The 24,394-nt window shown below is 68.5% G+C and carries 23 protein-coding genes and 1 pseudogene; 9 read left to right on the top strand and 15 right to left on the bottom strand.

Going from position 1 to position 24,394, the window contains the following annotated elements; genetic code table 11:
* Positions 1-50 precede the first annotated feature (50 nt).
* Both OOK40_RS12860 and OOK40_RS12865 read right to left on the bottom strand, forming a co-directional pair.
* A complete protein-coding gene (locus OOK40_RS12860) occupies positions 51-491 on the bottom strand; it encodes a nuclear transport factor 2 family protein (protein ID WP_266480092.1) in 441 nt (146 codons plus the stop codon).
* Positions 488-1,342, bottom strand: a complete 855-nt coding sequence (locus tag OOK40_RS12865) for an NAD(P)H-binding protein (protein WP_266480095.1) — start codon at positions 1,340-1,342, stop codon at positions 488-490. The genes OOK40_RS12860 and OOK40_RS12865 overlap by 4 nt, the downstream gene beginning before the upstream one ends.
* 112 nt (positions 1,343-1,454) lie before the next feature.
* Between OOK40_RS12865 and OOK40_RS12870 the strand changes: the two genes are divergently transcribed.
* Entirely contained in the window at positions 1,455-2,399 is a 945-nt protein-coding gene (locus OOK40_RS12870) for an AraC family transcriptional regulator (protein WP_266480097.1), read from the top strand.
* A 164-nt stretch (positions 2,400-2,563) separates the two neighbouring features.
* Here the strand turns inward: OOK40_RS12870 and OOK40_RS12875 are convergent, their stop codons facing one another.
* The 5 genes from OOK40_RS12875 to OOK40_RS12895 all read right to left on the bottom strand — a co-directional run bounded on the left by OOK40_RS12875 (position 2,564) and on the right by OOK40_RS12895 (position 7,502).
* On the bottom strand, positions 2,564-2,785 hold the full coding sequence (locus tag OOK40_RS12875) for a helix-turn-helix transcriptional regulator (RefSeq protein ID WP_232650045.1): 222 nt from the start codon (positions 2,783-2,785) through the stop codon (positions 2,564-2,566).
* Positions 2,785-3,270: a DUF2975 domain-containing protein gene (locus OOK40_RS12880; RefSeq protein ID WP_266480104.1), complete on the bottom strand. Its 486-nt coding sequence runs from the start codon at positions 3,268-3,270 to the stop codon at positions 2,785-2,787. The genes OOK40_RS12875 and OOK40_RS12880 overlap by 1 nt, the downstream gene beginning before the upstream one ends.
* Positions 3,271-3,593: 323 nt before the next feature.
* Positions 3,594-5,336 (bottom strand): serine/threonine-protein kinase, encoded by a 1,743-nt coding sequence (locus tag OOK40_RS12885; RefSeq protein ID WP_266480106.1) that lies wholly within the window; start codon positions 5,334-5,336, stop codon positions 3,594-3,596.
* A gap of 648 nt (positions 5,337-5,984) precedes the next feature.
* Positions 5,985-6,545 carry an alpha/beta fold hydrolase gene (locus OOK40_RS12890; protein ID WP_266480108.1) on the bottom strand — a complete coding sequence of 187 codons (561 nt, stop codon included), beginning with the start codon at positions 6,543-6,545 and terminating at the stop codon, positions 5,985-5,987.
* Between the two features lie 297 nt (positions 6,546-6,842).
* Positions 6,843-7,502, bottom strand: coding sequence for a hypothetical protein (locus OOK40_RS12895; RefSeq protein ID WP_266480110.1), 660 nt, complete (start codon positions 7,500-7,502; stop codon positions 6,843-6,845).
* Positions 7,503-8,331: 829 nt separating this feature from the next.
* Between OOK40_RS12895 and OOK40_RS12900 the strand changes: the two genes are divergently transcribed.
* Positions 8,332-9,147, top strand: a complete 816-nt coding sequence (locus OOK40_RS12900) for a hypothetical protein (protein WP_266480112.1) — start codon at positions 8,332-8,334, stop codon at positions 9,145-9,147.
* 630 nt (positions 9,148-9,777) lie between these two features.
* Here OOK40_RS12900 and OOK40_RS12905 read toward each other — a convergent pair.
* Entirely contained in the window at positions 9,778-10,194 is a 417-nt protein-coding gene (locus tag OOK40_RS12905; protein WP_266480114.1) for a hypothetical protein, read from the bottom strand.
* A 203-nt stretch (positions 10,195-10,397) separates the two neighbouring features.
* Between OOK40_RS12905 and OOK40_RS12910 the strand changes: the two genes are divergently transcribed.
* Positions 10,398-10,574, top strand: coding sequence for a hypothetical protein (locus tag OOK40_RS12910; RefSeq protein WP_266480116.1), 177 nt, complete (start codon positions 10,398-10,400; stop codon positions 10,572-10,574).
* Positions 10,575-10,707: 133 nt separating this feature from the next.
* On the opposite strand, the gene OOK40_RS12915 is transcribed toward OOK40_RS12910, so the two are convergent.
* From OOK40_RS12915 to OOK40_RS12925, 3 genes are read right to left on the bottom strand one after another with little or no spacing between them, the layout of a single operon-like run.
* Positions 10,708-11,754, bottom strand: a complete 1,047-nt coding sequence (locus OOK40_RS12915; RefSeq protein ID WP_266480118.1) for a macro domain-containing protein — start codon at positions 11,752-11,754, stop codon at positions 10,708-10,710.
* A gap of 13 nt (positions 11,755-11,767) precedes the next feature.
* Positions 11,768-12,628, bottom strand: a complete 861-nt coding sequence (locus tag OOK40_RS12920; RefSeq protein WP_266480120.1) for a serine protease — start codon at positions 12,626-12,628, stop codon at positions 11,768-11,770.
* Positions 12,621-12,911, bottom strand: coding sequence for a CU044_2847 family protein (locus OOK40_RS12925; RefSeq protein ID WP_266480122.1), 291 nt, complete (start codon positions 12,909-12,911; stop codon positions 12,621-12,623). The genes OOK40_RS12920 and OOK40_RS12925 overlap by 8 nt, the downstream gene beginning before the upstream one ends.
* Positions 12,912-13,230: 319 nt before the next feature.
* Here OOK40_RS12925 and OOK40_RS35430 point away from each other — a divergent pair, with 319 nt between their 5' ends.
* The 3 genes from OOK40_RS35430 (at position 13,231) to OOK40_RS12935 (ending at position 15,287) form a co-directional block, all read left to right on the top strand.
* Positions 13,231-13,620 carry a hypothetical protein gene (locus OOK40_RS35430; RefSeq protein WP_353961856.1) on the top strand — a complete coding sequence of 130 codons (390 nt, stop codon included), beginning with the start codon at positions 13,231-13,233 and terminating at the stop codon, positions 13,618-13,620.
* A 404-nt stretch (positions 13,621-14,024) separates the two neighbouring features.
* Positions 14,025-14,510: a sortase gene (locus tag OOK40_RS12930; RefSeq protein WP_266480124.1), complete on the top strand. Its 486-nt coding sequence runs from the start codon at positions 14,025-14,027 to the stop codon at positions 14,508-14,510.
* Positions 14,511-14,603: 93 nt separating this feature from the next.
* The gene (locus OOK40_RS12935; protein WP_266480126.1) at positions 14,604-15,287 is read left to right on the top strand and encodes a class F sortase; all 684 of its coding nucleotides are present in this window, start codon (positions 14,604-14,606) and stop codon (positions 15,285-15,287) included.
* A 64-nt stretch (positions 15,288-15,351) separates the two neighbouring features.
* On the opposite strand, the gene OOK40_RS12940 is transcribed toward OOK40_RS12935, so the two are convergent.
* Entirely contained in the window at positions 15,352-16,425 is a 1,074-nt protein-coding gene (locus tag OOK40_RS12940; RefSeq protein WP_266480128.1) for an alkene reductase, read from the bottom strand.
* A gap of 120 nt (positions 16,426-16,545) precedes the next feature.
* Between OOK40_RS12940 and OOK40_RS12945 the strand changes: the two genes are divergently transcribed.
* The 3 genes and pseudogenes from OOK40_RS12945 (at position 16,546) to OOK40_RS12955 (ending at position 20,464) form a co-directional block, all read left to right on the top strand.
* Positions 16,546-16,893 carry a MerR family transcriptional regulator gene (locus tag OOK40_RS12945; RefSeq protein ID WP_266480130.1) on the top strand — a complete coding sequence of 116 codons (348 nt, stop codon included), beginning with the start codon at positions 16,546-16,548 and terminating at the stop codon, positions 16,891-16,893.
* A gap of 341 nt (positions 16,894-17,234) precedes the next feature.
* On the top strand, positions 17,235-18,458 hold the full coding sequence (locus OOK40_RS12950) for a beta-propeller fold lactonase family protein (RefSeq protein ID WP_266480132.1): 1,224 nt from the start codon (positions 17,235-17,237) through the stop codon (positions 18,456-18,458).
* 510 nt (positions 18,459-18,968) lie between these two features.
* Positions 18,969-20,464 (top strand): annotated as a pseudogene (locus OOK40_RS12955) (TROVE domain-containing protein).
* Between the two features lie 1,223 nt (positions 20,465-21,687).
* On the opposite strand, the gene OOK40_RS12960 reads toward OOK40_RS12955, so the two are convergent.
* From OOK40_RS12960 to OOK40_RS12970, 3 genes are read right to left on the bottom strand one after another with little or no spacing between them, the layout of a single operon-like run.
* Complete coding sequence (locus tag OOK40_RS12960) at positions 21,688-23,241, bottom strand: FAD-dependent monooxygenase (RefSeq protein ID WP_266480134.1); 1,554 nt, start codon at positions 23,239-23,241, stop codon at positions 21,688-21,690.
* A 20-nt stretch (positions 23,242-23,261) separates the two neighbouring features.
* A complete protein-coding gene (locus tag OOK40_RS12965; RefSeq protein WP_266480136.1) occupies positions 23,262-23,990 on the bottom strand; it encodes a cation transporter in 729 nt (242 codons plus the stop codon).
* Positions 23,990-24,325 carry a helix-turn-helix transcriptional regulator gene (locus OOK40_RS12970; protein ID WP_266480137.1) on the bottom strand — a complete coding sequence of 112 codons (336 nt, stop codon included), beginning with the start codon at positions 24,323-24,325 and terminating at the stop codon, positions 23,990-23,992. The genes OOK40_RS12965 and OOK40_RS12970 overlap by 1 nt, the downstream gene beginning before the upstream one ends.
* Positions 24,326-24,394 lie beyond the last annotated feature (69 nt).

Here is a 24,394-nt window from a genome sequence, read left to right on the forward strand (position 1 = left end):
TATTCTTGGGCCGGTAGGCGGCGGCCAGTGTCCTCCCCGCGAGTCGACCGTTACTGTGCAGGCCATCCGATCGCGTTGAAGATTGCGACGGGGTCCAGGTAGTCCCGCCAGTGCGTGACTTTGCGGTCCTTGATGGTGATCACTGAGACGAAGTGGTTGTCGTAGGTCCGCCCGGTTTGGACTGCCTGCCCGTGCACCGCGTACTCAAGCACGATCACCGACGCCTCATGATCCCGGTGAACGGCCAGTTCGTCCGCGCTCCGCAGGACCATGGTGCTGCCGTAGCCGCGGTACAGCTCGGCCACGGCCCGGCGTCCCTCGACCCGTCGCGGGTATCCGGGAACGGAGATCACGTAGTCGAAGATGACGTCTTCGGCCAGGAGATCGAAGAAGTGCCGTCCGTCAACGAAACCTGCCAGTCCTTCCTCGATGATTCGGAAGAAGGGGTCCAGCGCCGCGAAGTCGTCGAAGTCGGCGATGAGCGTGGTCACTTGGACGCCTGGAGGGTCCATGCGGCAGCATTCCGCCGGGCGAAGTCCTGGAAGGTGACCGGCGGCCTGCCCGTGACCTTCTCGATGTCGTCATTCGGCCGGGAACCGTTGCCGGAGATGATGGTCCCCGTCAGCCAGCGGAGCATCACGGCGTAATCGGCGGGTACGACGCCGGCTGCGATCGCACCGCCGATCCATGCGTCAGGGTCGATGTCGTGGTGGGTGACGGGTCCGCCGATCACGTCGGCGATGATGTCGGCGACCTCGCCGACCGTGAGCGCCTGAGGGCCGGTCGGCGCGTACTGCGCGCCGGCATGGGCATCAGGGGCTACCAGCGTCTCGACCGCGACCGCCGCGATGTCCGCGGCATCGACGAAGGCTTCCGCGCCGCCGCCGGTCGGTACGGTGATGGCGCCTTCGATGACCGGCGTGTGTTCGTCACTGAAGTTCTGCATGACCCAGGCGGGACGCAGGATGGAGTGCGTGAAGGCTCCTCGGCGCGCCAGGTCGAGTTCGACGGCCCGGATGTCGACCTCCGGTGGTGCCTGGTCGCTGCCGTAGGCGCTGAGGTACGTAACGTGCCGCACCCCGGCTCCCGCGGCAAGATCGAGGAAGTCGGACACCGGGCCGGCGTACTTGACCCGCATGACGGGCGTGACGAGGTAGACGCGGTCGACGCCCTCCAGAGCACGGGCATGCGTAGTCGGGTCGTCCCAGTCGAACCGCATGTCGGCGCCGCGGCGCGAGGCAGTACGCGCATTCAGACCCCGCTCGACGAGTTTCCGCGCCACCAGCGATCCGGTTCGTCCGGTACCGCCGAGGACAAGTGTCGTCTGCTGTGAATCGGTCATGGCTCCATGGTGAGATCACCGCTCGAGCGAATCAATGCGTGATCCGCTCAGTTCTTTGTTTCAAACACTCGGACAATTGACCGCCGTGATTGTCCTGCTTAATACTTGGCGCATGGATCTGCTGGACGACCACCTCGCGAGAGCGCGCGCCTCGGGCGCTGTTTTCGCTCGAACGGTGGCCACGCCCCCCTGGGGGTTGCGGCTGGGGGGCTCTATCCAGCTCGCGGTGCACGCTGTCGTACGGGGGCGGGGGTGGCTGTGGTTCGACGACGCCTCTGAGAGCCCGATGGAGCTCTCGCCGGGCGACGTGACGCTTGTCCGCGGGGGCCCCGATCACTACATCGGCCATGAACCCGGCGCCGACTGCCTCGAACCGGAGGAGTTCCGGGCGCATCACGGGCGCGACGGACGCTCGGACGACCCACAGGCCACGGTGTTCCTGTGTGGCGCCTACCGGTTTTCGGGGGACATCGGCAGCGGCCTGCTCGATGCGCTGCCCCGGGTGCTACCACTCTCGGCGGCCGTCGGCGATCCCCTGCGCGACGTGATCGGCCTGCTGTCCCGCGAGCTGGCTTTCCCGGAGCCAGGTCAGCCCACTGTGCTGGACCGGCTCCTCGACATACTTCTGGTTCTTGCCATCCGTACCAGTTTCCGTCAGAGCACCACCGCACCTCGCTGGTACCAGGCGTCGGCAGATCCCCGGCTGAACGCAGCGTTGCAAGCCATACACGAGGATGCCGGGCACCCATGGTCGGTCCCCGAGCTCGCCGAGATCAGCGGACTGTCCCGGGCGGCCTTCGCACGAACCTTCAAAGACGCGCTCGGCCAGACCCCGATGCAATACCTGACGGATTGGCGCATGACCCTGGCCCGCGACTACCTACGCAACGGCGAGCTGAGCCTGGCGAAAATCGCCAACGTGACCGGCTACGGCTCTCCCTACGCGTTCGCCGCCGCCTTCCGCCGCCATCACGGAGACCCACCCGGAGCATGGCGGCAACGGGAGTTGACCCGCACCAGCAGTCCAGCAGCCGACGACCGCATCCACCCCCGCTAACGCCGGCACGCCCAGCCTCACCGGTCGGATCGGACGGTCACCACACACCGACAAGTCGAAGGTCGAGGGGCTGCGTGCGAAGTTGAAACGGCTCGTGGACCGCGGCTGGCTGACCGAGGACGATCCGGGCCGCTTCACGACGGCCGGCCGCCAGGACTAGTACGTCATCCGCCCGCGGCGTCCTCGGCCTCCCAGCGCAGCAGGTCGCCCGGCTGGCACTTGAGCACCTCGCAGAGCGCGGCGAGCGTCGCGAAGCGCACCGCCTTGGCGCGGCCGTTCTTGAGCACCGCCAGGTTGGCGGGCGTGATCCCTACGCGCTCCGCGAGCTCGCCCACGGACATCTTCCGCCTGGCCAGCATCACGTCAATGTCGACGGCGATCGGCATCAGATCACCTCGTCCAACTCGGCCTGCATCTGCGCCGCTTCGACGTCGCGCGCGACGGCCTGGGCGAGCAGCATCCGCAGCACGAGCACCATGAGCGCGACCCCCAGGATGGCCACGCCAACCCCGCCCATGATGACAGTGACGCCCGGGTCGGCCCGCTGGCCCGGCGCATTGAGGGCCGTGACCGCGAACCACACGAGGGCAGCCGCCACAATCGCGCCGATCATGACGTCCACGTACCGGAAGGCGGTGTGGGAGAACACGGTTCCGCGTTGCACCATCGTCACCAGCCGCCATACGCAGACCAGGGCGACCTGGGCCGACATCATGCCCAGGATCGTGATCACGCGCAGCGGGGTCAGCGGGAGCGACCCGTCCTCCGGGTCGGTGGCCAACGCCCACACCATCCCTGCCTGTACGAACACGGTGCCGGCGAGCACCACCACGAGCACGGCGCGCAGCGCACGCACTGTCAGCTTTCCCATGACCCACCCTTCCATCGAGTTACGATGAGAATCTATCGACTTTCGATAGATCAAGCAAGGGCCGCACGGGGGGTGGGCGGCGGTTTCGCGCCGTGGCGGGACGTCGCTGCTCCTTCCATCCATGGCCTGGCGGTTGCGCGAACCGTCTTGATCTCGTCGAAGTCGGCCTCGCTTGAGCACAACTCGGCAGAGCGTGCTCAGAGCGCGGGTTCGATTCCCGTCACCCGCCCATGGAAAAGCCCCAGGCCGGCGGCCCGGGGCTTTGTTGTTGTCTGGACCGGTCCAAGCGTCTCGTGCCGGCTTGCGCCCCTATACAGCACTGCCTAGCAGCGGGGCAGGGTGCCGCTCTCCTTGGTGAGTTTGGTGCTGTGGGCCCAGCCTTCGGTGTTCGTCCCATCGATACGGGCGTAGATCCACTTATTGCCGTAGGCGTTGGTGATGTAGCAGTGGTAGTAGAGCTTCACACCGGTCTTGACCACGGTCACGAACTGGCATTCCGCGTACGGCCCGGTGTAGAGGTGGGACGTCTCGGCCAGGTAGCCGTAGCCGTCGCCGCGGTTCTCGTGGCCCCAGCCGGTGCAGGCCGTCGACACGGGAGTGGGCTCCTTCACCGTCGGACTGGGCTTGGTCTCTGGGGAGGCCGACGGGCTCTCGGTCGGCTTGTCGCCTTCGACGCCGGGCTTCTTCGTGGGGCCCAGCTCCTCGTCCTCGTGACCGTCCGGCTCCTCCGAGGTCGACGGCTTCGATGACGTGCCGGGAGAACCGGCGGACGACGGGGTGCTGCCCCCGGTCGGCCAGGGGTTGTCCGTGGGGAAGCCGACGCCGGGCGGCGTCGCCTGTGCGCCGTCCGTGGTCGTGCCGCCCTGTTGGGAGGTCAGGGCGTAGGTGATGCCGGCGCCTGCGGCGAGGAGCACGACGGCGGCCGCTGCCGCGACGGCGGTGCGGTTGCTGCGGCGCCGTGTGCGACGGGCTGCCGTACGGCTCGTCTCGGGAGCGGGCACTCCGGCGTGGCCCCCGACCGGCGCGCCGTGCGGCAGCAGGTCGGGCTGCGCGTAGCCGGCGTGCGGAGGCTCAGACTGCGGGGCGGGCTGGGGGAACAGCGGGGGACCGAACCCGGGGGCAGGTGCGGCGGCGGCCGCAGCCCCGGGACCCACCGTGGGAGCGGGAGCGGGTGTCGGCGCCGGTGCGGCGGATGCGAGGTGCACCGTCCCGCCCGAGGCGACGCGCTCCAGCATGCCGCGCGCCTGTTCCGCGGTGGGCCGGTTCTCCGGCTCCTTCGCCATCAGCGCCTGGAGCACCGGCGTGAGCGGTCCCGCCCGGCGGGGCTCCGGCAGGGGCTCGGTGACGATCGCCGAAAGGGTGGACCACGCGGACGTGCGGCGGAACGGCGAAGTGCCCTCCACGGCCGCGTAGATCGTCATGCCGAGCGACCAGATGTCCGACGCGGGACCGGGCTCCCTGCCCTGCGCCCGCTCCGGCGGCAAATAGTCGAGGGAACCGACGAGTTGACCGCTCTGGGTCAGCTTGGCCATGGCATCGTCGCCGGAGGCTTCCATGCTGGCGATGCCGAAATCGGTGAGCACGACCCTGCCGCCGTGCTCGATCAGCACGTTTCCCGGCTTGACGTCCCGGTGGAGTACGCCGGCCCGGTGCGCGGCGTCGAGGGCGTCCATCAGCTTGGCGCCGATCGCGGCGGCTTCGTGCGGCTCCAGTGTGCCGCGCTCCGTCAGCACGTCGTCGAGCGAGGGCCCGTCGACGAGTTCCATGACGATGACCGGGAGACCCTGCTCCTCGGTCACGTCGTGCACGGTGACCACGCCGCTGTGCCGGATACGGGCGGCGGCCTGCGCCTCCCGCTGCATCCGGGTCCGCACGTCGGCCAGTTCGGCTGCGGAGGTGTCGGTGAAAGCCCTCAGGACCTTGACGGCGACCTCTCGGTTCAGGAGTTCGTCCACCGCCCGGGCGACCACTCCCATGCCGCCGCGCCCGATCATGGAGGTCACCCGGTAACGCCCGCCGAGTACCTTGCCCGTCAGCTCTCCGCCATGCGCTTCCCCCGCGGTCACCGCACGCTCCGTTCCGTGGTTGTTCGTGAACCATCAATCCGAAGTCCTCAAGGGTAGAGGCAGGGGCGTGAGGGGAAGGCGGGGGCCGTGCGCAAGTAGGTGGCTGCCCATCAGGTTTGTCGCCCATGGCGGGCACGGCGGTCCCTGGCCGTGCTCTCGGCCGGCGTCAGATGTCAGAGCCGGGTGCTGACTTCCGCCGTCCAAGGGAAAAGCGAAGACGACTGGCCCGGAGGAAGCCCCACTGGCTCAGCAATGACGCAGGATGCGCCTGCACGGCGAGCGCACCGGATACGCACCAGATACGCACCAGATACGCACCAGATAGGGCAGCGTTCATCGGTCAACCACAGTCACAAGGCGAGGCTGGAGCACACCCCGATTCTGGTCGTTTCCACAGGTCAGCAGGCATGTCCGCTGGAAGCGTCCCGTGATTCCCAAGCTCAGAACGCGGGTTCGAAACCCACGACGCCGCCTTCCGGCGGCCGAGTAGCTCGCTGGATGGAGTCCATGACCGCGACCCAAGGGAGCTCACGGACTGGTGTGCGGACCCTCACCGCGCAACTCACGCCTCGTAGCCGCCGTGGCCTCGCGTGAGCAACGCTACGTCCTCCGTTGCAGGGACAGCGTTCGGGAGTGCGGTTGAAGGGGTCAGGGTCTGTCGGGACTGATCGCCTTGGCCACTACGCTCAGATCGTTGTTCAGCTGGTGATCGCGCCCGCGCAGCCGGTGCACCTGCGCCTGCGGAATCACGCGGGCATAGAGGTCGGCATGCGACGGTAGGGCGGTCTCGTCCTCGAGTCCGTGGAACACATGCACCCGCGCGCCGTGCGGCAGCCTCGCGCCGAGGTCGCCGGGCAGCTCGAATTCGTCGCCTGGCCAGCCGCCCTGGCCGACGAACGGGGCGGCGATCAGCACGATCGCCGCAAGCCTGGGCTCCGGCGGCTGCTCGGCGAGTGCATGGATGAGGATCGTCCCGCCCACCGAATGGCCGACCACGACCGCGCCGTCGTCCAGGTCCGCCATCTCGCGCCGGATGGCCGGGCTCCACCGGGCGTAACTCGGGTCACCCTCGTCGGGCATACGCGGGTAGCGGACTTCGTGCTCGTCCCCGAGCTCTCGCCTCAGGCTGTCGACCAGCTTGTCGTCCCATTCGTCGTGCGCGCCCGCGCCGCCGCCCTGGATGAACAAGATCTGCTGAGTCCCTGTCATGGCGATCGTCCTTCGCACCCTCGTAACGACCCGGTTTGGTACCCACTGCTGGCCGGTGTCAACCCTGGCAGGCGAGGGTACGGCTGGTCGAGCGCACCTGGAGGTCGGAGAAGAGCAAGGTGAGGTGGTGCGCGTTGGTTTCGATGCGTACCTCATGGAAGTCGGTTCCGACGGCTTGCGCCCAGCGGCGGTCGCTTCCGACTCGGGAAGAACCTTCGCTCCTGGGTAGGGGCAGTGCCACTTCACACCCCAGACGTACCCGCAGCCAGGGCGGAGACCAGCAGGGCTCCGCACTGACTACGGCGTGAAGACCTGCTCCAGGCGGTGGATAGCGCCGTCCGAACCAGTCTGATACCTGAACACCAGGCCGGAGTCGGGGTGCGCATTGATCCAGTCGATGAGCTCCTGCACGCCGATCCGCTGGTTCTCGCTGCTTTCGGTGATGGGGTTGGTGGCGGTGACATACGCAGCCTGGTCGAGAGCCCAGCGGCTGTGCTCGCCTGTGACGACGAAGGGCGCGCCGTCAGTGTCCTTCCCCGGGCATCCCCAGGCACCGTGCTCAATGACCAGGTTCACCTTCCCGGTGCTGCCGTCGAGTTCCTCAACTCGGTAGACGGCGATCTCGTCGGGGTCGACCTGGTCCGGGCTCGGCGGCTTGCCGGCACAGTCAGCGGCGGGCGCGCTGGTCGCGGCTGATCCGGTGTGCTTGGCGTCGGGCTTGCCGGCGGGCTTGCCGCTACCGCCCGCAGCGGGCGACGAGGGGGACGTGGCGCCCTCGCTGGGCGTCACGTCGTGCTCGCCGGCAGTCGTGCTTGGCGACGGAGTGGCCTTGGCTCCCGCGCTCGGCGCCGCGTCAGCCCCGGCGGCAGACCCGTCCTCCCTGCATCCGGTGAGCACGGCGGTCAGGCCCACGGCCGCGAGCACGAGGACAACGGGTCTGAGGCGGTTGGCATTCATCTGGACGTCCCCCTGTTCACAGGCGGCCCAATCGGCCGCACCCCGAAGCGGGACCGTAGCAACGGCCCCGTCGCACCGCAGCACTTGAACTCCCGGTGTCACAGAGCCGGGACAAGGCCGTCACGGGGCACGGACGGTGTGACGTGATGACTCCAGACGCGAGGAAATCGTGACGCGACTCCCAGTGTGTGCAGCTTCCCGGTTGTGGCACACGGCACGCCTCTTGCCTCTGACGTTGGTGTGAGGTTTTAGCGTAGATCATGCCCAGCCAAGTGCTAAGGATCTCAGGGGTGTTCAACGTGGCGAACCTCCTCGACAGCTGTCTGCTCGGTACGACAAGGCTGCCCAACCGGGTGTAGGTGGCCCCGATGACGTGGCGATGGGGAGGGGCAGCCGAGCCTGAGGAGGGTGTGGTCCTGTTGTGGGTCAAGATCGCTGCTCGCGACGTCCTCCACCACGCCGGGCGAGACCCAATTCCTGAAGCGGATGTCGCAGGTTCGAATCCTGCCGGGGGCACACGACTAAGGGCCAGTTCAGAGGCTAGATCCTCTCGAACCGGGCAGAACACCGATCAGAGCCGCTCCACCGACACGAAGTCGGACGCTCAGTCCGATTGCCCGCGCGGCCCCGAGTGGGAATCGGCGGACGAAACGCACCCCTCCGGATATGTCGATTACTCCGATCTGCTGACAATCGGCGCGTTCTTATCGAGTAGGGGGATCGATCGACTGCGCACGGGTCAAGCTCAGCCCTGGGTTCGGCCAATTCGACTGAAACAGGGAGCAAGTTCATGAGTTCAGACACGAGGACTAGGTCCCCGCTGGGGCCTTTGCCCCGTCGAGGCAAGTGGAAGGCACGCGGCACGATCGTCTCCCTCGCGCTGGTCCTGGCGGCCGGGGTTGTCAGTCCGGTCGCGGTCGCGGCTCAGAGCATGGGCGAACGCGTGAGCGCGGCGAGCGGTCCTGGCGGCGGAGACGACAGGTGCGAGGGCGTGTCGATCCTCGGCGACACGGACCGCTGCAGGGGGGCGACGGGTCCGACGGGTCCGACCGGTCCCGCTGGTCCGACCGGCGCGACGGGACCGACGGGTCCGACCGGAGTGACCGGAGCGACGGGACCAACGGGTCCGACCGGGGCGACCGGCGCAACCGGTGCAACCGGGGCGACGGGAGCGACCGGGGCGACCGGGGCGACCGGGCCCACGCTCGATGTCGGCGCGAGTATCTTCGCCACAACGAACCAGGCCATCCCGAGCAGCGCCGCGACTCAGATCACTTTCGATGGCTCCGCCTACGACACAGACGCGATGTTCGATGACGCGTCCGACAGTCTGGTGGTCAACACCCCCGGGCGCTACCTCCTCAAGGCAAGGCTTCTCTGGTCCATCACTCCGGCTCCGGGGAGCCGTCAAATGGGCATCTACGTCAACGGCGTTCTCCAGGCCTACGACGAGCAGGACACCGCAGACACCGGGGGCGCTCCTGGAATTTCGCAGGAGGTGTCCACGATTCTTGAGCTGAATGCCGGTGACGTGATCTCCCTCACGGTCTTCCAGAACAGCGGAAGCCCCGCCACCTCTCTCTCCGCGTCCAATGGAGGGGCCGTCGTAGCTCCGCAGCTCCAGGCGGAATGGCAAGCGCCGTAGACAGGGCCCTGGCCCGATGGATTCTGTGACGGCCTGCCGATCCTGTTCTTCGGGGCGCATCGGGCCATAGGCACCGAGATAGACGCACATGAACAACAGGCGCGGCTTCGGCAAGGCCCTGGGAGTGGGTACGGGCGCGGCTGCCGTCTCACTGACCGGCCTGCCGGGTCTGCGCAAGTCCTGTCACTGCGGGACCGCAGTGGTCGGCCGCTCCTCCAGCGCCGGAAGGGCAATGTTCGCCGGCAGTGGAGAGAGGATTCGGGCAGCGGGGACGCATTGCCGCGTCCCGGCCGAGAAGCTTCGTCGCTCGTTCCAGGCCCAGAGTCTCGATGCCCTGCGTCGGGCGTGCCTGGTGCTGGTCGGTGCCCCTCCCTTCGAATTCAGGTTCTCTGTGTGGGACTTGTGTACGATCATGGCCGCATCTTCACCATGTGCCGCACCGGACCAGCGAGGCGGCCATGTCCTTACCGTCCCGGGGGGGAACGGAATGTCACGCCATCCGCGTGCGACGACCGCCAGATCTGGTTGGCATCGCGGACATCGAGTCCTCCGTTCGGCCGGGCGTGGGCCGATAGGGCCGACCGAACAGGCAGCGTCGGCGGGAACGGCGAAGGCCCCGGTCGGACCCCGTCAGTGCCCGAGGGCCGCCTTCGCCGCCACGATGAGCGACACGAAGGCCAGGTTGACCAGGCCCTCGATGACCGCCTGGGTGCGGGACGCACCGGCGTTCAGAGCTCCGAACAGGGCCCAGGAGAACTGCTGCGCCCCCACGACCGACAGTGCGAGCCACCCCGCGCCGCTCGGCCCCAGCCCCAGGAGTGGGCTCACCACCAAGGCCGCCGCGGGCAGCACGGCCGCCTCAACGATAGGCAACTCGCGCCGTCCGGCCCGTCGGACCTCGGCCCAGCCAACGGGCTGGCCAACCAGTCGCTCGCCGGCGAGGCTCGCATAGACATGGGCCGCCCAGAAGACCGTGCCCGTCACGAGAAGCATCACGATGACCTGGACGCGCGGGAAGTCACCGACCGCGCTGGCAGTGGCAATCACCGAAGCCGCAAGGAGCGACCCGTAGACGGCTCCCGCGTGGTCCGTCGGCGATGCCGACCGAGTGTGATCGGATCTGCGAGGCCATCGGAAAAGGCGGTGCACCCGCCCAACCTATAGATCGCGGCCCGCCCTCGGCCGCACCACACGCGGATATATGCGCTCCACGCCAGCTCAGCGGGCGGCGACCTCAGGCATAACGGACGGTGTTCGGCGCCGGCGACCTCAACGGTGACGGCTTCGGCTATCTGCTTACGGTGGACGGCGCCGACGCGCTGTGGCGGTACGACGGCACGGCCGGGGGCACGTTGAAGGCGCGGGTCCTGGTGTTCGGCACCAACTGGGCCACGGGCCGCACGCCTTCGTCCTTGTCGCCGTCCTGAACGAGGACGGCAAGGGGCTCAGAAGCGATAGACGCCAGCCGTGGCCCGCCACGGGCCTGGCCGTCTCCGGTCCAGCAGCCGACCCTCGCGCGAGCCCCAACCCACGTGCGGCCGAACGAAGTTCGCCGGACCGTCACCCTTCCGGCAGGCTTTCGACCTTTCTCCGTGTTTCTCTCGTCAGTTCTTCCACTCGCCTGATCTCCGCGTTCACTTCCTCGATCTGGTTCTCGAGAATGACCGGGATTCCGACTCCGGCATAGCGAGCCTTCTCGATTTCCAGTTTGTTCAACGAACCGTAGTGGACGTTGAGGAGCGTACTCAGCCCTTCAAGTCTCGTTTGGAGCGCTTTTCTCTCGACGTTGAGATCTTTCCATTTCCCGAGACCGTCCGCGCCGTCGATCAGTTCGACGACATGTCTTCCGGTACTTGCGACGTGACTCTCCTGCTGCCGGTCGATTTCCTCGACAGACCGAGGGCTCCTCGCGATGGTCGCGAGTTCGTCCCTGATTTCCGACAGCAGGTCCGACAGGTTGGATTTGAGGTCCGAGGGGGTTGTGTCACCGACGATATCCTGCAGCCGCCCCATGGACGCGGCGAGCCTCTGCCCTTGCGCGGCCACCGATGCCAGCGAGGCGGCACGTTCGTAAAATACGGTGAGATCATTCTCCCTGACGCCTTCTCGCGCCGTAAGGAGCAGGTTGACCTCCTGCAGCGACATGTTCTGGGCGAGCCGGTCACAGATCGTCGGGACCAGGGCTGCGGCAGCGTCATAGAAAGGAAAACCTGCGACACCAGTCCCCAGAGCGGGGAAGGAAATGGTCCGGATACGGAGAAATTCCGCCAAATCCAGGGCCCGGTTCACCAGGTCTCTGATGCATCGATGGTCCGGATACACTCTGCGGTCCAGGTCAATTGTCACCGCATGGAAGATGTATTTCGCAGGGAGTTTCCCTGCGGTCGTCACGGCCACATCGCCGATGCTCAGCGGAATCATCTTCCGGGAATGTTTGAGAACATCCGAGCCGCCCGACCTCAGGAGAGACCGAGAAACTCCCCCACCCATGGTCAGGTAGTTGTCGTCAGAACTTACGAGAACTTCGGCATTCGAGTCCTCCAGAAGTCCGTAGCTGACGCTGAAGGTGGAGCTTCCAATGCGGTAGACGGGTGAATTCCGTGGCAACGGCCCGCACCTCTCATTTTTCTGGTCCGAGCCGACGCCTCAGCTCGGACAGTCGGCAGCGCTCGTCCTCCAGCTGGGTCAGGAGATGCACGGGGGCACTTCCCGCGTACCGCGCTTCCTGCTGTTCGAGGATCTGGATACTGCGCTCATGAATGCGAGCCAGCTTGTTGAGATGCTCACGCTCCGTCGCTCCGATGCCGGATGGTTCCGCGGCCGGAGCACGGGAGTTGATGGGCAGCGGCCATGGCGTCCAGTAGCGACCAATGACCTCTACGGGGATCGCGTAACCGGTCCGCGGGTCGCCGCCGTCCCCTCGGGGGCGGTCTCTCGTGACGACCATCCCGATGACTGCCGCGAGATCGACGTCCCACACCGGCGATCCCGAAAAGCCCCGTTCCAGCGCGAAGCCAAGGGCGGAGTCCGATTGCAGCTGCAGCCGCTCGACACCCGCTGCGCCGATCACCACTCCTCGTGAGGGCACTCCGGTTTCCTCATGTCCCCGCGGATAGCCGTACGCACGGAACCGGTGGTCCCAAACCCCCACCTCTGTCGAGCAAAGAGGCGCGGGCATGGCGTCTTGGGGCGGAGGCAGCTGCAGTTCAAGAACGGCCACGTCACCTGTGCCGTCATTCGGATCGGGGTGCCATCCGCCTTCCACCACCCTGGCGGGAATCGACTTGTGCGGCTCGGCGTGCTGGAACTCGACATACACGGTGTCCACCAAGGGCGTTGGCCCCGCCTCGGCCATGACGACATGCGCGCAGGTGACGATATGCCGCTCACCCACGAAGATCCCTGCGCCTACTGGTGCCTCACTCGCGCTACGACGGACCCTCAGCAGCCAGGGTGGCCGCTCAATCGTCGCTTCAAGCACCAGCCGGTCCCTCGCTCGAGCGTTGCCACGCAAGCCTGACGGTGAAGTGTCCCTCTGCGGCTGTCTTCGCCACGACAACGCCGGCCTCGGCGTTCAACTTGATCCCGAATTCGACCTCGAACTCGTCCGGCACCATCTCCCGCACGGTCTCGATCACCGCGCGAATGGTGGGACGTGCGGCTTGTAAGGCGTCGTCCAACCGACGTCCCGCTTCGATCACTCCGTTGCGATCGCGAGCTACACGCTCAACTCCGAAGGAATTCTCGTCAACTTCGATCAGCACAGAGCCTTGCGTAGTCTTAAAGCGAACTAAATCGCTCATCATCACCGTCCGATGTTCTGTTTCAGTACACGGGCTTGCGTTTCCGGGTGATCAGCCGCTCCAGATGCCGAACTCTGGCAGTGGAAGAGTCCCATCAACGGCTCGCCGACTTTACCCGTTTGTCCACTGACCCGCGCGGCCAACTCCAGGACGGTACGGGCGGGTTCTGCCTGGAGTGCCGTATCTGGTCGCGCAATTGCCATGGAGGCGAGTCAGTGCCTGTCGGCCGATGCGGTCCGGCCACGGCCGCCAGACCCGCTGAGGTGGTGACGTTGTCGCGATCCAGGTCGGCAGGGCACGTACACCATCACGGTCGGCAACAACGGGAGCGCCCACCAATGGCTCCACGGTCACCGTTCAGGACACCCTCCCAGCAGGACTCACCGCCGGCCGGATCACCGGCTCCGGATGGAGCTGTAACCGGTCCACCGTCACCTGCACCCGCAGCATCGTCCTGGCCGCCGGGAGCAGCTACCCGCCCATCACCCTGATCGTCCGCGTCGCCCGCAACGCCACCCCGGGCACGGTCACCAACACCGCCACCGTCACCGGAGGCGGCGACACCGCCACGCACACAGCCACCGACCCCACCACCATCAGCCCCCGCAGATGGCAGGACTGGAACTGGAACTGGAACTGGCACCGCCCCCGGACTGACATCCACGCCTGACATCGAAGGGGGCGGACAGGGCGCTTCCCGTCACCCGCTCTGCGTAAGACACAACAAAATGCCTGATCAGGGCCCTGACTCGTCTCCGGACGGCTCAGGGCTCTGACGCGTTTTCCGGACATCACGTGCACGGACCACTGCCTGCGTTTCCGGAAGAGCGCAGCCTCCTGGCAGAGCGCTCCCTAGCCCGTTCGCCGTCCCTGCGCCGTTTCCTCCACCGTGGCGGGCTCTGCTCCGATGACCTGCGTAAATGATCAAGCGAAAGCCGCCACTTCGCCTACCCGGGTGACACATGTGGCGATCCGTCATGTTGCGGAGCTGACGGACTGTCGGTTGCCTCATGAGCGGAGCACAGCAGAGGCGCCGCGCAGACAGGCCGGACACTGCTCCGTTGGAGGATCCTCATGCGTTACACACGAGTTGGTGCAGGTATCGGCCTGGTTGTCGGTGCCCTTGCCCTGTCGGTCCCGGCCGCTGTCGCCGCCGATGGCTCAGGCATCCAGATCCGCCCGGGGAAGGCATCCCCGGGCTCCACGATCACCGTCAGTACCACCGCCTGCGGCAAGGAGACCTACGGCAAGGGCGAGGCGGAGGCGGGAGGAGCGTTCCACCTGTTCAAGGGTGAGAGGGCAGGGGTGCTCACCGGCCAGTTCAAGGTCCCGGAAGAGACCGGGCCCGGCGTCCACGGAGTCACGGTGAAGTGCCCACCACGGATCAAGATCACAGATACGCACCTGATCACCGCCGGCTCCCCGAGCGGCCCGGTCGACGCCGGCTTCGGGGCCGACGACAAAAGTACTCAGCTCGCCCTCGGCGGTGTGCTGATCGCCGGAGCCGCCGCCGGGGGTGTGCTCAGGATGCGGCGCCGCCCGAGCGGTGTCCGGACCTGACCGCCCAACTCCCGCCACACCGGCCCCCGGACACCGCATCGGTCCGGGGGCCGCGAGGTCCTCACCCCGCTGCGAGGCAAAGGCTCAACCGCGATGGAATCCGGGCACCAGACCAGCGCTTCCCCACACCCCTTCATCCCCTCGGTCAAGCTTCTGGCTTGCGCACTGATGGCGGGCACGCTGCTCGTGATCAACGCGGCACGCGACGAGCAGCCACCGCAGCCTTCGGCCGCCCAGGCCTTCCCCACCTCTGTCCCCACCGCTGTACGGCCCACTCCCAGCGGCGCCGCCCCGGCCGCGCCCCCCACCGTCCAGCCGCTGCCCGCGTCGGATCCTGTCCGGCTTCGGGTCCCCGCCATCGAGGTCGACGCGCCCATGACACGACTGGACCTCGACGCGGCGGGGGCGCTACGGCCCCCGCCCGCCGACAGCCCCGGCCTTGCCGGCTGGTACGGCGACGGCACGGCTCCCGGCGCGACAGGGACTGCCGTCACCACCGGGCACGTGGACACACGCACCGGCCCGGGCGTCTTCTACGACCTCGGCGCCCTGACCAAGGGCGACATCATCGAGATCAGCCGGGCAGACCAGCGCACGGCCGTGTTCACCGTCGACGCCGTGGAGGTCTACGACAAGAAGAGCTTCCCGGACGAGAAGGTCTACGGGAGCTCCGACCGGCCCGAACTGCGGGTGATCACCTGCGGCGGCGGCTACACCAAGCGCACCGGCTACCAGGGCAACGTCGTGGTCTTCGCGACACTGAGCGCGGTGAAGTAGCCCACCGAAGGTGCCCGGTGCGGAGCCGTGGTGCGGTGCGGGACGCGCCGGGCTTCAGTCCGGCTCAGTGCTGGTAGCTGGGGTAGTCGACGTATCCGGTGTCGCCGCCCGAGTACCACGTGTCCTTGTCGGGGGTGTCACGCAGCGGCAGTCCCGTACGAAGCCGCTCGACCAGATCCGGGTTGGCGAGGTAGGCGCGACCGTAGCCGATCAGGTCCGCGCCCTGGGCGAGCCAGCGTTCTCCGAGCGCCTGGTCGGTCGGGACCGGGCCGATCTGCCCGCCCGGGTTGACGATGAACGCGCCGGGCCAGGCCTTGCGCAGCGTGATCATGAGGGCGTCGTCCGCGGTGACCAGGGCGTGGACGTAGGCGAGACCGAGCGGGGCGAGTGCGTCGAGCAGGGCCCCGTACAACTGCGGGACATCGTCCTCGGCCATCTCCCAGACCTGGCCGCCGGGGGAGAGACGGATACCGACGCGGTCGGCGCCGATGGCGTCCGCGGTCGCCTCGGCCACCTCGACGGCGAAGCGGATGCGGCCGGGCACGGAACCGCCGTAGGCGTCGGTGCGCTGGTTGGCGTTGGAGGACAGGAACTGGTGTATCAGGTAGCCGTTCGCCCCGTGCAGCTCGATGCCGTCGAACCCGGCGTCGATCGCACGGCGCGCGGCGTCCACGAACACCTGCACTTCACCCTTGACCTCTTCGGTCGACAGGGCGCGCGGGACGGGAGCGGGCAGCAGCCCCTTGGGACCGGTGTACAGCTCTGCCTTCAGAGCGATCGCCGACGGGGCGACGGGATGGTGGCCGACGGTCTCGGGGTGCGCGACCCGGCCGGCGTGCATGAGCTGGGCGAAGATCCGCCCGCCGTTGGCATGCACGGCGGAGGTCACCGGCCGCCACGCGGCGACCTGCTCATCGGTGTGCAGCCCGGGGGTGTTGGGGTTCGACTGGCCCCGCAGGCTCGGCTGCACGCCTTCACTGACGATCAGCCCGGCGGTGGCCCGCTGGGCGTAGTAAGTCGCCGCCAGGGGGCTCGGGATTCCGTCGGCCGTTGCCCGGGCCCGGGTCATCGGGGCCATCACCACGCGGTTGGGGAGCCGGAGGTTTCCGAGCTGGTAGCTGTCAAACAAGCTGGTCACAGTGCTGTCCTTTGCATTCGTGGAATGTGCGGGCCGTCCATGGGCAGCTCCGTGAGCTACGCTAAAACCTGACGCTGACGTCAGAGGCAAGTCATGTGGCCCGGATCACGAGGAGGCGCTGTGCGCATCGGCGAGCTCGCCATGAGGACGTCCGTGAGCGTGCGGGCGCTGCGGTACTACGAGGAGCAGAATCTGCTGACCTCGGAACGCAGCCCGAGCGGGCAGCGGCTCTACCCGGAAAGCGCGGTCGACCGCGTGCTGCTGATCCAGCAGCTGTACGCCGCGGGGCTGCCGAGCAGGACGATCCTGGAGCTCCTCCCCTGTGTCTACACAGGAGTGAGCACGCCGGAATCCCTGGCGCTGCTGACGGCCGAGCGCAATCGCATCGACAAGCAGATCGGTGAACTGGCCAGCGCCCGCGACAGGCTCGACACCATCATCACCGCGGCCAGGAGCAGCACATCCTGAAACTGTGACAGCCGGCTGCTCACGCGCATTGCCTGATCGCGCGTACGGGGAGGCGGCGGGGCCCCCGTACCGGTTCACCGGACAAAAGGTGTCATATCGTCAGAATCGATTCATCGGCACCTAAACTGACGCACGATCACACTGGGTGATCGGCGGCTTGTTGTCGGCGCGACCGGCGGAGGTCGCCCCTTTTCGTGCGACGGAGGTACCGGTGGTCAGACGCATGAGCAAACAGACAGACTGGGTCCTATCGCGGTCCAGGGCCCGAGAGGAGCGGGCTTCGGCCGTGGTCATGGGCGTGGCTGAGGGCCTGCGTGGCTGGGCTGGCGATGTTGGCGGGAGTGGCCTTGCCTGCCGTCGCCTCGTCACCGGCCTGGGCCGCCCCGACCGAGAGCGCGTACGTCGCCAACTTCGGTTCGGACAATGTGTCGGTGATCGATACCGCCACGAATACGGTCACGGATACCGTCACAGTCGGCACCAACCCGTCCGCCGTGGCGGTCACCCAAGACGGCGAGCGCGTCTACGTCACCAACCAGAACTCGGACGATGTGTCGGTGATCGATACCGCCACGAATACGGTCATCGCCACCGTCGCCGTCGGCGGCAGTCCGGCGGGTGCGGCGATCACCCCAGACGGCGATCGCGCCTACATCGCCAACAACGACACCAGCAATGTGTCGGTGATCGATACGACCACCAATACGGTCATCGCCACCGTCGCCGTCGGCGGCGGCCCGTACGGCGTGGCGGTCACCCCCGACGGCCTGCATGTCTACGTCACCAACCAGAGCTCGAACAATGTGTCGGTCATCGAAACGGCCACCAACACGGTCACCGCCACCGTCACCGTCGGCACCACCCCAAGGGGTGTGGCGGTCACTCCGGACGGCCTGCACGCCTACGTCACCAACTTCCTCTCGGACACTGTGTCCGTGATCGATACCGGCACCAACACGGTCACCGCCACCGTCGCCGCCGGCTCCAACCCGTTCGGCGTGACGGTCACCCCGGACGGCGGGCACGCCTATGTCACCAACCCGAGCGTGAACACTGTGTCGGTGATCGATACCGGCACCAATACGGTCACCGCGACCGTCCCCGTCGGCACCGGCCCGCAGGGCGTCGCGATCAGCCCGTTCACCCCGCCGTCGGCGCCGTCCTTGACCATCACCAAGAGCCACACCGGGAACTTCGTCCGAGGCCGCCAGGGCACCTACACCATCTCCGTCGGCAACGACGGGACTGCCCCGACCGACGGCACCACAGTCACCGTCCAGGACACCCTCCCGGCAGGACTCTCCGCCGCCAGCATCAGCGGCAACGGATGGAGCTGCACCCGGTCCACCCTCACCTGCACGCGCAGCAGCGTCCTGGCCGCCGGGAACAGCTACCCGCCCATCACCCTGAGAGTCCGCATCGCCCGCAACGCCCCCGCCTCAGTCACCAACACCGCCACCGTCACCGGAGGCGGCGACACCACCACCCACACCGCCACCGACCCCACCACCATCACCGGCAACTGGCAGAACTGGAACTGGAACTGGGGCTGGCACCGCCCCTGACGAAACCCCACCCCGCCCCCGAACGAGGGCGGCACTCGTGATCGAGCCCCTGAGGGGTTGATCAACAGGTGGCTGTTGTACAGCAATGACGTACAGCAGCCACCGTGACCGCATCAGGCAGCCCCGGATGACACTTAATTCGGATGCTCTTCCGAGCCGCAGCCGGTAGCGTCCCGTCCCGCGCCTTCCGATGCGCCCGCGCCCCGGTTACTTCCTGTCAAAAAATCACCGGTGCCCATCTCTGATCTCGGGAGGCGCTCACTACCGCGCGCCGCACCCAGACCCGCACGACGACACTGCGTCCGGCGCCCGCGTGACCTCCAACCCACCCCTCACCAGGGGGACTTCTGCATGACCCGGTTCAGCCGCCAGCGGACCAAGGCCGAAGCCAGGGCAGAGATCCAGGCCGAACTACCGGGCATGACCGCAGGCGGAGCGACCTCCCCGCTTTCCACCCACGGCCGGTGGGCCACCCCGCCGCGAGGGGCCTCCCCGAGGGCGGTCCCCACAATGCCGTGGGTCACCAACCACCAGGGCGGCACCGGCTACCTCCGCGACCCGAAGTCCGAACTCCTCCTGCTCGCCGTCGCCAACCTGGTCGGGCAGCGCAGCTTCTACGAGAGCGCCGAGTCCCGCGACGAGCGCTACACCCAGCTGGTCCGCCAACTCGCGGTCAGCGCACCCGAGTGGACCCTCGGCCTGCTCGGCTGGCTGCGTACCGAGGCCCGGATGCGGACGGCGTCGCTCGTGGGCGCGGCCGAATTCGCCCGTGCCCGGCTGGATGCCGGGGCGCCTGGATTCTCCCGGCAGGCCGTCGACGCCGTGCTCCAACGCCCGGACGAGCCGGGTGAGTTGCTGGCGTACTGGACCTCCCGTTACGGCAGGCGGCTGCCCCAGCCGGTCAAGCGCGGGGTCGCGGATGCCGTGCGCCGGCTCTACACCGGCCACGCACTGCTCAAGTACGACAGCGGCTCCCGGCCCTACCGCTTCGGCGACGTCCTGGAGTTGACCCACCCCGCGCCCGCCCCGGAGAGGCCGTGGCAGGGGGAGCTGTTCCGGTATGCACTGGACCGGCGCCACCACCCTGACCGTGCCGTGCTGCCCACCGGCGAACAGCTCCTCACCGCACACCACGAGCTGATGTCCGTCCCGGCCGACGAGCGGTATGCGCTGGTCACCGGACCGGACGGGGCCGAGCGGCTCGCGGCGGCCGGAATGACGTGGGAGGCGGTGGCGGGCTGGCTGCACGGGCCGCTCGACGCCGCGGTCTGGGAGGCTGTGATCCCTTCGATGGGTCCGATGGCCCTGGTCCGCAACCTGCGGAACTTCGACCTTGCCGGTGTGAGCGACCGGGTGGCCGCCGACGTGGCCCGCCGGATCTCGGACCCGTACGAGGTGGCCCGCTCCCGGCAGTTCCCGTTCCGCTACCTGGCCGCCCACCGCAACGCGCCCTCGCCGCGCTGGGCGCAGTCCCTGGAATCGGCCCTCGGCCACTCGCTCGCCAACGTGCCCGCACTGCCGGGCCGGACCCTGGTCCTGGTGGACCGCTCGGGCTCGATGTTCGACCTGCCCAGTGCCGGGACCGAGCTCAACCGGGCCGACTCCGCCGCCATCTTCGGCACCGCACTGGCCGTCCGGGCCGAGCACGCCGAGCTGATCGAGTTCGGCACCGACAGCCGGCGGATCGAGGTCGGCCCGGGCGAGTCCGTCCTGCGGGTGCTGGACCGGTTCCACAACCTCGGCGGCACCGACACCGCCGGAGCGGTCACCCGGAATTACCGCGAACACGACCGCGTGATCGTCGTCACCGACGAGCAGGCTCAGTCGACCCGCTCCGGGCGGTGCCCCGGCACATTCCGGTCTACACCTGGAACCTGGCCGGCTACGCCTACGGCCACACCGCCGCGGGGCCGCACCGCCATACCTTCGGCGGTCTCAGCGACGCCGCCTTCCGGCTGATCCCGCTCCTGGAATCCAGCCAGGACTCCAGCTGGCCCTGGGAGTAGACCGCGCCGCAGCGCCGTCGGTCGGTCCATCCGCGCACCGGATGCGGTACGCCGCGTAGTCCCGCTTCTCATCCCGGCATGCGTGACGACATGTCCGGGAGTACCACGCACTACCGCCAGTAGATCTTTGCAGCAGCGTCACAAGGGCTGCGCATCACCTTCCGCGGGCGCCAGTAGCGTTACTGGCCGCTCGATCCCGCATGCGAAGCGAAATGCGAACGCGAAACAGGTCGCCGGCGTCCCTGGCGGTGCAGTCAGCACAGGAAGATCGCAGATGGACTACTGCTACTCGTGCCGCCGGAATCTCAACGGTGCCCTCGTGTGTCCGGGGTGCGGTGCATACGCTCCGGACATAGCCCCGCCCACCCATCGCCTCCACAGCTCGGTCGCCACTCCCGAAAGGACGAGGCAGGCCTGGGACGCGGAAGATGTCCCTGCTCCGGAGCCCCGCCCCGGCACCCCCAAGTCCGCTGCCGCACCCACCGGCAGCGGCGCGTCCGAAGACACGGCGGCGGGCGCGTACGGCAATGGTTCCTCCAGCGGCCACGAAGGCACCGACTCCACCGGGCAGGGCCGGGCGGCTCGGCGTCGGCAGCTGGCGCGTTGGAAGAAGAACAAGCGCCGGGCCGTGGCCGCGACGGCCGTTGCCCTCGTCGGTGGCGGACTGACCGTTGCCGCGCTGCCGACCACCAGGCCTTCCAGCAGCCACACACACGCGGCCTCACCGCCGGATCCGGTAACCGCGCCAACCCCTGGGACCGCTGCCACCGACTCGGCGTCGGAGCAACCGGACACCCCGGGTTCGCGGCATCCCAGCACTCGCCCGCCGACAGCAACCAGCGGACAGCAGAGCACCACGGCCGCCACGCCTCGTACTGCGCCTGCCACAGCGACGACGAGCCGACAGCTGAAAACCGCGGCAACGGCCCAACCCCTCGCGCCCCCCGACGCAACGCCGCCCTCCGCAGCCGATCCGGCCCCGGCGACGCCTGCGGGCAACGCCCCCGCCCCGGAGCCGACGGCGCCCGCTTCCGCCGAACGCCCCGGCGCAAGCACAACGACTGTGAACCTCTTGCCGACAACGTCGACGGGCGATCCCACATCACCGACGCAGGTGTGCCTGATCGCCTTGTGCATTGGCTGATCGTCTCGCTGCCACCGTGCGCCGCGGCCTCCTCGCGCTGACGGAATCGCGGCCGGTCGTACGACGCCCGTGAAACCCGTCAGTTGTGGTGTGGCGCGGGCAGCCAGCGGTCCAGGTGGTGGCGGAGGCCGGACAGGTCGGTTCCGCCCGCGCGGTAGGCGAGGTAACCGTCGGGGCGGACCAGGCCGTGCGCGGTGCCCGGCCAGGGGCCCTGGTCGCCGAGGTGGTGGACGGTGACCAGGCCGCTTCGGCCGAGGGCCGCCAGGTCCTGCGACTCCCAGGCGTCACGCTGACCGCACAGCAGCACGTGGTAGCCGGGGCCCGATGTCAGGGCCTGCAGACCGGCGGGAGTGTCGGGCAGCCGGTCGCCCGCCCGGGGGCCGCCGCGCGGACGGCGGTTCCCCTCTTCGGTGAGGGGGCTCCGCCGGTAATGGATGGCGAGTTCGGAGAGCGTACGGAACGCTCTGCCCCGCAGGGTGGTGAAGCGAAGCGCCAACGGCATGAGGCGCGGGGCGAGTTGGGTCCTCGCACGACGGATGAACGGGTTTCGGCTCGTGGCGATCGTGAAGGCGCGGTCGGTGAAGCGCAGCACGTTCCGGCCGACCGGCGCCCGTTCGCTCTCGTACGTGTCGAGAAGCGCTTCGGGGGCGGCGCCCCGGCAGGTGAGGGCGAGCTTCCAGCCGAGGTTGAGCGCGTCCTGAATGCCGGTGTTCATGCCCTGGGCGCCGGCCGGACTGTGGATATGGGCCGCGTCGCCCGCGAGAAAGACACGGCCGGCGCGGTAGTGGGCGGCACCGCGGTTCTGCAGCCGGAACTGGGTCATCCAGACGGCATCCCGCAGGCGCAGCCCCTCGCCCGGCTCGGCCGCGGAGCCCGCCGAGCCCACGTATCGGTCGGTGATCGCCTGCAGCTGCCTCAGACTCACTTCCTCGTCCGGTGCGTCCGGCGGGCGCATGGCGAGCATTCGCCAGGTGGCCGGTGACTCCAGTGGGAAGAAGAGCAGCATCCCGGCCTCGGAGAGGTACGCATGGGCGGCACCGCGTTCGAGGCCGTCGACCTCCAGGTCCGCGAGCAGGAACGTCTGCGGGTAGGTGGAGCCCACAAAGCCGATGCCCGCGAGGCCGCGTACGGTGCTGTGCGCGCCGTCGCAGCCGACGACGAAGCGGGCACGGATCTCTTCGCGCTCACCCTCACCGTGACTCAACCGGCAGGTGACGTACGTGTCTTGTGGCGACAGGTCCCGCAGCACGGTGCCGCGCTCGACGGCCACACCGCGCTCGGCGAGATGCGCGCCGAGCACGGCCTCGGTCTCGGCCTGGGACAGAAACAGCGCATAGGGATACGGGGTGTCCGCACAGCCGATGTCGAACAGCGGCAGCCGCAGCACCCGGCCGGGCACATGCATCCGCACCTGCACCGCCCGGTTGCCGCGCGCGACCAGCTCGTCCGTCACACCGAACCCGGCCAGCGCCTCCAGAGTCCGCGGCTGGATGGCCAGAGCGCGTGACTCGCGGGCCCGGTCGAGACTGCGGTCGATGATGCGGAACCGGGTGCCGTACGCCCGTAGCTGAGCGGCCAGGGCCAGTCCCGTCGGGCCGGCACCCACCACCAGTACATCCAGCGGTTCCGCCATGGAGCCACCGTAATCCGGTGTCAGCCGCAGCCGCAGCCCGGCCCGCAGGCGCAGGCATCGGCCTCGGCATCCGCTGATGGGGAGGCGGCAGGTACCGGGGGTGCGCAGCAGCCCTTGCCCTGCCATGCCTCGCGGCCTTCCTTGACCGCGACGGCGGCGATGGCCAGGGCGGCGACGGGGTCGGCCCAGGACCAGCCGAACGTGGCGTTGGCGAGCAGGCCGACCAGCAGTACGGCGGACAGGTAGGTGCAGAGCAGGGTCTGCTTGGAGTCGGCGACCGCGGAGGCCGACCCCAGTTCGCGCCCGGCCTTGCGCTGAGCGGCGGACAGGAAGGGCATGACCGCGAGCGACACGGCGGCGAGCACGATCCCCGGGACGGAGCGGTCCGCCTCGCCCGCGCCGGCCAGCGCCCGCACGGCGTCGACGGTCACATAGGCGGCGAGTACGAAGAAGGACACGGCGATGATCCGCAGGGTGGTGTGCTCCCGCGCCTCGCGCGACGCGTGGTCACGGGCGGAGAACTGCCAGGCCACCGCCGCGGCGGAGGAGACCTCGATGACCGAGTCCAGGCCGAAGCCGACGAGCGCCGTGGATGACGCGATGGTGCCCGCGGTGATGGCGACGGCCGCCTCGACGACGTTGTACGTCAGGGTGGCGGCGACCAACAGGCGTATGCGACGGGCCAGTTCGTCCCGTCGGGCGGGGGCAGGGCCGAGGGGTGTCGCGGCGCCGGGGGACGTCGCGGCCATCAGCAGCAGCTCTTCTCGGCGGCATCCGGGCAGGTGCGGTCGGTTTCCACGGCTACGACGGCGGAGCGCAGGTCGTCGAGGGCATGACCAAGTCGAGGGTCGGCCAGTTCGTAGCGCGTACGGCGGCCGACGGGGACGGCCACGACGAGGCCGCAGTCGCGCAGACAGGCCAGGTGGTTCGACAGCCGCGTCCGGGAGATCCCCAACTCGTCGGCCAGGTCGGACGGATGGGCGGGCGCCTCGCGCAGGGCGAACAGCAGGCGGCAGCGGATCGGATCGGCGAGCGCCCGGCCGAAGCGGGCCAGGACGTCGAGCTCGGTGGCAAGTGTCAGCACACTGCGACGATACATAGACCTCTGAATTCAGGCAATCGTGAACTCTGCTGCTCCCGTGAATGGGAAAAT

The organism is Streptomyces sp. NBC_01481 (genome assembly GCF_026339995.1).
Taxonomy (GTDB): Bacteria; Actinomycetota; Actinomycetes; order Streptomycetales; family Streptomycetaceae; genus Streptomyces.